Genomic DNA, 6112 nt, shown 5'->3' on the forward strand with positions numbered 1-6112 from the left:
CGCGCGAGCGCCGCCAGCTCCTGCGGGCCGCGCGCGGAGGCCAGTTCCTCGGCTGGCCGAAGGCCAGGCGGGCGGCGAGCGCGGTGACATCGACCGGCGCCCCGTCCAGGGCGGCCAGCGCGGATGCCGCACTCGACCACCAGGTCCCGGCCGCGTCCGTGCGCCAGTAGACCGGGTGCTGCCCGGCGAGGTCGCCGATCACCGCCAGGTCCGGGCCGCTGCGGGCGAGCGTGAGGTAGGAGCCGGGCCAGCGGGTCAGCGCCCGCCACCCCTTCGCCCGCACCACCGGCAGTGCCTCATGCAGCTGACGGGTGTCCGCCCCGCACTCGCCGATCACCGCCAGGGCCGCCGGTCCCTCACCGACGGAGCGGACCCGCCCCTCCGGCCAGCCGCACGTCCACGTCGCCTCCAGGCCGGGGACCGCCCGGCCCTCGGCGGGCCGCCGGTCGTGCCGGGTGCCGCCGTACCATCCCGCGCTCCACCTCATCGGTGTCCTCTCCCTCGTCCTTGCGCGCGTGGGTGCTGGTCAAAGGCGAAGGCGCCGGGCTGCCCGCCTCGTGCCCCAGCACGAGAAGCAGGCCCGGCGCCTTCTGTTCGCCGGGGCCGGCCGTGGCGCTTCATGACGGCCTGGCCCCGGCAGATCGCGGTTACGCGTTCTTGTACTCGGTGTCGTCGGCGGTGTCGAAGTTGTTGGTGCCGAGCGTCACCGCGACGATCTTGCCCGCGTCCAGCACGACGGGCGCCTCGTAGGCGGGGGCGGTGGTCTGCATGGTCTGCTCCATGACCTTCTCCTTCTCCGGTTCGGCCGCCCGGCCGGCGGGGAGTTGATGCCGCCGGGCTTGTGACCAACAGTCAACGCCGGTACACGCATCGGCAGTAGAGTCCGAGCCGGGCCAAGCGGTATATCGGGTATACGAGGGCAGGACCGATGACCTCACGCACGCCGAACCACCAGCTCAAGGCACTGATCGACGAGTCCGGGCTGCCGTATGACGGCGTCGCGCGGGCGGTGCGGGCCGTCGCCACGGAAAGCGGGCAGCGCCTGGCGACCAACAAGTCGGCCGTCCACCACTGGACCCTGGGCGCCGTCCCCACCGGGCCGACGCCCCAGTACCTGGCCGAGGTGTTCTCCCGGCGTCTGGGCCGCCGCATCACGCTCGAAGACCTCGGCCTGCCCTCCCCGGCGGCCGGCGAGGATGACAGCATCGGACTGACGCTGGACGTGGACCCCCTCGAAGCTCTCACCACGATCGGAAGGGCCGATGTGAACCGCCGCCGATTCCTCACCGCCTCGGCGTACTCCATGGCCGCCGCCGTCCTGCCCCTCCAGAGCGTCCAGGAGGCCGCCGCCCGCACCCGCGCCGCCGCCACCGGAGCGGTCGCCGGGCACGCGGACGTCGCCGCGGTGCGCGAGATGGTCCGGCTGTTCATGGAGATGGACGAGCGCCACGGCGGCCAGCACGGCCGCTCGGCGTTCGTGCAGTACCTGGTCACCGACGTCGCCGAGCTGTGCCGCAGCCGCTTCGCCAGCGACGCCATCCGCGCCGAGGCACTGTCCGTCGCCGCCGCCGGCGCCCACCTCGCCGGCTGGAAGGCATACGACTCGGGCGAACAGGGACTCGCCCAGCGGTACTACCTCCAGTCCCTGGCCCTCGCCCGCGCCTCCGGTATCCCCGGGCAGGACGGGTTCGTGATGCGCACGATGTCCCAGCAGGGCATGAAACTGCACCGGCCCGAGCACTGCCTCGCCCTCGCCGAAACCGGCTGGGCGAAGGCCAAAGGCAAGGTGGACCCTCGGACCGAGGCCCTGTTCGCCATCACCCACGCCCACGCGCTTGCCAAGACCGGCCAGCGCCAGGCCGCGTTCGCCGACGTCGACCGCGCCCACGCCGCCCTCGCCACCGGGGAGGATGCGGACGTGCCGTTCTGGGCACTGGCCTGGGGCCCGCCCGCCGCCACCGTCCACTCCCGCACCGCCAAGGTCTTCGAGACCCTAGGCGACCGACCCAACGCGGCGAAGGAGTACGCCACGGCCGCCGCCAGCCGCCCCGGCGCCACCTACGCCCGCATCATCGCCCTCGACCTGGTGGCCCAGGCCGAGCAGCAGGCCCGCCAAGGCGGCATCGAGCAGGCGTGCGCCACCTGGCACCGTGCGATCGAGACGATGGACGGCGTCCGCTCCGCCCGCACCCGCAAGGCCGTCCGCTCCATGCGCGCCGACCTGCGTCCCTACCGGGCCCGCGGCCTGCGCTGCGCCGCCGAGCTGGACGAACGCGCCCGCCTCTTCCTCACCCAGGCCCGCTAACGGGCACGCCAGCCCGCTCCGTGTCCCTGGCCTTGGTGGAGCCGTTGTCCGGTCATGCGGGGTGAGGAGTACGTCGAGGCGGCGGCCGAGCTGGAGAAGCAGGTGGTTGCCGCGGTGGTGGGGTTCGTCTGCGGCCGGCTGACCGAGGAGGAGGCCGTGGCCGAGGTGAAGGCGATCGAGCGGGAGGCCGAAGGCGTCCGCGCGGTCGCGGCCGCCGAGCTGGTGATCACCAATGAGCAGAACCGCCAGTTGCAGGCGGTCCTGGACGAGCAGGAGCGGCGGATTCGCGAGCTGCGGGGCGAGCTGGGGTGATCAGAGGTTGAGGCGCTGGCCGGGGGCGAGCCGCCAGTGGCCCGGGTACGGGGCGCCGCATGCCGCGCACTGCGCGCGGTAGAGGGCGGCGGCCGGGCCGAGCGTGGCGGCTGGCCGGGCCCGCAGTCGTCGGCCCTCGATGACGGCGACCAGGTGCTCCCAGGGCGTCGGGCACGTACAGGCGGGCGGTAACGCGTCGTCAGCGGGTGTGGTCATCGGTGCCTCCGTCGTGGGGCGGCTCGTCGGGGTCGGCGGCCCGCCACTCCCGGGGCTTGAGGCCGGTGGCGTGCTGGACGTCGGCGACTTCTTCGTGGTCGTAGGCGGTGCGGACGCCGGAGATGGACATCCCGGAAGCTGCGGCGAGGTCGGCCAGTTTGTAGGGGCGGGGGCGGGTGAATTCGCGGCCGTAGGCGATGAGACGGCGGATGTCGGCCTCGGCGGCGTCGCGGCGGGCACGGGCTGTGGCGATTGAGGACAGCAGGGGCTCGTTGTTCTCGCCGTCGGCGTCCCAGGCTGCTTCGAGGTGGAAGGCGGTTTCCTTGCGTGCGTGGTCGATGTCGTGGCAGACGTCGTTGTAGACCTCGGGGTCGACGTCGCCGGGTGCGGGCATGGGGTGGAGGATCGCGGCGATTTCATCAAAGACGCTCATGAGTTTCAGTCTGCGCACTTTGTTGCGATGAGCGCAACGGATTTCACCAATCGGAATCGGCCGACCTCGCGGACTCTCGCGGCCGGTTCTCATAAATGACCAGATGCGAGAGTTCTGCGAGAGCCCTGGAGTCGATCACGTTTCCGCAGGTCGCAATTCGCAGAAGTCCTCTCAAAACTCCAGCGTTGTGCGAGACAGTTCTGACAGACTGCCGGGGTGGACCTGACGCCCGATCAAGCCGCTCTTGCGGTAGAACGAAACGACTGTCCGAACTGTGAAGCCCCGGCGGGCAGTCCCTGCCGCACCCGCGGCGGGAAGACCGCGACGAAGTACCACACGCCGCGCTTCATCCTCGTCCCCGCACTCCGCGAGGAGCTTCAGGTCCTCGTTCCCGAGGACCGCGGCCCGGGCCGGCCGTGGAAGCCGGGCCCGCCGATCGAGGCGGCACCGGCCGCCGCGGCGGCGAAGCCGATCCGGATCGGGTACGCCCGCTGCTCGACCGCACAGCAGGAACTTCAGAGCCAGCTCGACGCGCTCGCCCGGGCGGACTGCAAGCGGGTCTTCTCCGAGAAGATCTCCACCCGCGTCAAGACGCGGCCCGAGCTGGAGAAGGCGCTGAAGCTCGCGTACGACATCCGGGAGGCAGCCCCCGACCAGGAGGTCATCCTCACCGTCCACGAGCTCAAACGCCTCGCCCGCAACGCCGCCGAACTGATGACGCTCTCCGGCCAGCTCCAGGGCGCCGGCGTCCAGCTCGAACTCCTCACCGGCCCGCTCACCGGCATCTACGACCCCAACGGCATGGGCGCCATGTTCTTCGCCGTCCTGGCCGCCGCCGCCCAGATCGAGCGCAACTACATCCGGGAGAAGACCCTGGAAGGCCAGGTGGCCGCCGCCGCGAAGGGCAACCACGGCGGACGGCCGAAGGTCATCGACGACGACATGCTCCTCTTCGCCCGCGCACTCAAGGACAAGGGCGTCCCCGTTCCCGAGATCGCGAAGAAGCTGACCATCAAGACCGGCAAGAACGCGGGCAAGCACCCCTCCGTCGCCTCGCTCTACCGGGCGCTCGCCGACGCGCAGGAGGACGGCGCCCAGACCGAGGCGCAGATCATCGGCCCCCGGCGCCCGGTCCGGGCCCAGATCACCGGGCCCGGCAGCGGCACCGACCCTGAGCTCATGGAACGCCTCCAGCGCCAGGTCCTCGACCCCGCCGCCGACGAGGTGCTGCACACGCTCGTGGAAGAGGCCGAGGACGGGACAGAGGACGTCGTGGCGGCGCTGCTGGCGCAGGCCCGGCGCGAAGGGCAGGACGCGTGATCCCAGCACCGCACCGTACGAAGGGCCCCGGCGTACTCGGAGCCGAAGGCCCCGGCCGCGTCGGACCGTTCGGCCGCTGGCCCGACGACAGCGAGGACGAGGACCAGGGTGAGCCTGACGAGGAACAAGCGGCCGGAAACCGGCGATAGGCCGCCCGGCCACCGGGACAAGATCCACCCATGCGCAGGCGGCTGTCCGCCGTCGGCACCACCACCAGGGGGGAACGAAGACCATGGGCAAGACGACCAAGAAGGCCCGGCAGACGCCGCCGCTGTCCGCCGACCGCGTCCGCACCGGCTGGCAGGGCCCGGCCGGCACCCGCATCCGCCTGGCCCGGCCACAGGACGCCGATGCCGCCGACGCGCTGCTGGCCACCTCCGGCGAAGGCGTGCAGTTCCTGCCTGAGCTGCGGACCGCCATCGAGAACGGCACCGCGGCCTCCACGATGCTGGAGGGTCTCGGCGGCCCAAAGGCATACCGCCACGCCGCCTCGTTCGCCTTCACCAGCCAGCCCATGACCGAGGCCCTGACCACCGTATGCCTGACCCTGGTCGCCACCGACGGCCAGGACCGCACCGTCGGCGTGCTGTCCGCCACCGCCCCCGGGACCCTCATCGACATGGCCATGAAGAACGGCTTCGGCGCCGACAAAGCCATGGCCCTGAGCCTGTTCGTCGCCAAAGTCCACGGCCTGGCCGTCGCCGAACACGCCCGCGGCCAGGGCATCGCCGCCACGCTGCTCAAGCGGACCTGGCAGGTGCACCAGCAGCTCGGCTACTACGTGGTGTACGGCTCCTACGAGGCCGATCGCGACCTCGGCGCCTTCTACTCACGCTGCGGCTGGAACGTCCACGCACCCGGAGAACCCTTCTCCCTCGACCCCATCGCCCTGCCCTTCAGACTCGGTGCCGGCGACGACCAGTGCATGTTCACCCGCTGGCGCCCCCGCCGCTGACCGACCACACAACGCCCCTGGCGGCCGGCCGCCAGAAGCCCGTACTACTCGTACTACTCGAAACGGCCACCGGGCCCGACGATGGCGGCCGGGACGAGACACCACCCCACCGCAGAGCGACCCTGGAGGCGTGGCCCGAATCCGCTTCTGCGACTCGTGCGGGGCCCGGCTGCCCAGGGGCTTCTCGGCCCGGCGCCGGTACTGCGACGACGTATGCCGGGCCCAGGCATACCGGGACCGCAAGCGCGCCGACCACGCCTTCGGGCTCGGGCTGATGCTCGGCGAGGCGGAGTGGACCGGCGACGAGGGCATGATCCAGCTGCTGACCTGCCCCGAGTGCGGCCAGATCACCTTCGCGGGAGCCACGCGGCGCAGCGACCTGATTTACTGCTCCGGGCGCTGTCGATCAAGAGCGTGGCGCCGTCGCGCTGCTCGTCGCGCCAGGCAGCGAGCGTGACGTCCACCCGTCACAAAATCGCGCTCTACCAGCGCGTATGACGGCTCTACGTCACGATTTCGCCCCCACCAGCGTCCAAGATCATCCCGTGGCGGCTTTTGGGCTCACCTTGGC

At 71.7% G+C, this 6112-nt stretch carries 8 protein-coding genes and 1 pseudogene; 5 read left to right on the top strand and 4 right to left on the bottom strand.

Features of this window, described 5'->3' with window-relative positions; genetic code table 11:
* Both AB0K09_RS28305 and AB0K09_RS28310 read right to left on the bottom strand, forming a co-directional pair.
* A pseudogene (locus tag AB0K09_RS28305) lies at positions 1 to 487 on the bottom strand (asparagine synthase); the annotation flags it as partial.
* Between the two features lie 160 nt (positions 488 to 647).
* A complete protein-coding gene (locus AB0K09_RS28310) occupies positions 648 to 782 on the bottom strand; it encodes a hypothetical protein (RefSeq protein WP_366068255.1) in 135 nt (44 codons plus the stop codon).
* Positions 783 to 928: 146 nt separating this feature from the next.
* Between AB0K09_RS28310 and AB0K09_RS28315 the strand changes: the two genes are divergently transcribed.
* The gene (locus tag AB0K09_RS28315; protein WP_366068256.1) at positions 929 to 2305 is read left to right on the top strand and encodes a hypothetical protein; all 1377 of its coding nucleotides are present in this window, start codon (positions 929 to 931) and stop codon (positions 2303 to 2305) included.
* 54 nt (positions 2306 to 2359) lie between these two features.
* Positions 2360 to 2617 (top strand): hypothetical protein, encoded by a 258-nt coding sequence (locus tag AB0K09_RS28320; protein WP_366068257.1) that lies wholly within the window; start codon positions 2360 to 2362, stop codon positions 2615 to 2617.
* Here the strand turns inward: AB0K09_RS28320 and AB0K09_RS28325 are convergent, their stop codons facing one another.
* Together AB0K09_RS28325 and AB0K09_RS28330 are read right to left on the bottom strand one after the other, a co-directional pair.
* A complete protein-coding gene (locus AB0K09_RS28325) occupies positions 2618 to 2833 on the bottom strand; it encodes a hypothetical protein (RefSeq protein WP_366068258.1) in 216 nt (71 codons plus the stop codon).
* Complete coding sequence (locus tag AB0K09_RS28330; protein WP_366068259.1) at positions 2817 to 3266, bottom strand: hypothetical protein; 450 nt, start codon at positions 3264 to 3266, stop codon at positions 2817 to 2819. The genes AB0K09_RS28325 and AB0K09_RS28330 overlap by 17 nt, the downstream gene beginning before the upstream one ends.
* A gap of 216 nt (positions 3267 to 3482) precedes the next feature.
* On the opposite strand from AB0K09_RS28330, the gene AB0K09_RS28335 reads away from it, so the two are divergent.
* The 3 genes from AB0K09_RS28335 (at position 3483) to AB0K09_RS28345 (ending at position 5998) form a co-directional block, all read left to right on the top strand.
* Positions 3483 to 4586 (top strand): recombinase family protein, encoded by a 1104-nt coding sequence (locus tag AB0K09_RS28335; protein ID WP_366068260.1) that lies wholly within the window; start codon positions 3483 to 3485, stop codon positions 4584 to 4586.
* Between the two features lie 232 nt (positions 4587 to 4818).
* Positions 4819 to 5541, top strand: a complete 723-nt coding sequence (locus AB0K09_RS28340; protein ID WP_366068261.1) for a GNAT family N-acetyltransferase — start codon at positions 4819 to 4821, stop codon at positions 5539 to 5541.
* Between the two features lie 130 nt (positions 5542 to 5671).
* Positions 5672 to 5998, top strand: a complete 327-nt coding sequence (locus AB0K09_RS28345; protein WP_366068262.1) for a hypothetical protein — start codon at positions 5672 to 5674, stop codon at positions 5996 to 5998.
* Positions 5999 to 6112: the final 114 nt, after the last annotated feature.

The sequence above is a fragment of the Streptomyces sp. NPDC049577 genome, from assembly GCF_040675635.1.
Lineage (GTDB): Bacteria > Actinomycetota > Actinomycetes > Streptomycetales > Streptomycetaceae > Streptomyces.

Excerpts from the sequence above, each read along its gene's own strand:
- AB0K09_RS28310 (WP_366068255.1), bottom strand. The coding sequence starts at position 782 with ATGGAGCAGACCATGCAGACCACCGCCCCCGCCTACGAGGCGCCCGTC.
- AB0K09_RS28315 (WP_366068256.1), top strand. The coding sequence starts at position 929 with ATGACCTCACGCACGCCGAACCACCAGCTCAAGGCACTGATCGACGAG.
- AB0K09_RS28320 (WP_366068257.1), top strand. The coding sequence starts at position 2,360 with ATGCGGGGTGAGGAGTACGTCGAGGCGGCGGCCGAGCTGGAGAAGCAG.
- AB0K09_RS28325 (WP_366068258.1), bottom strand. The coding sequence starts at position 2,833 with ATGACCACACCCGCTGACGACGCGTTACCGCCCGCCTGTACGTGCCCG.
- AB0K09_RS28330 (WP_366068259.1), bottom strand. The coding sequence starts at position 3,266 with ATGAGCGTCTTTGATGAAATCGCCGCGATCCTCCACCCCATGCCCGCA.
- AB0K09_RS28340 (WP_366068261.1), top strand. The coding sequence starts at position 4,819 with ATGGGCAAGACGACCAAGAAGGCCCGGCAGACGCCGCCGCTGTCCGCC.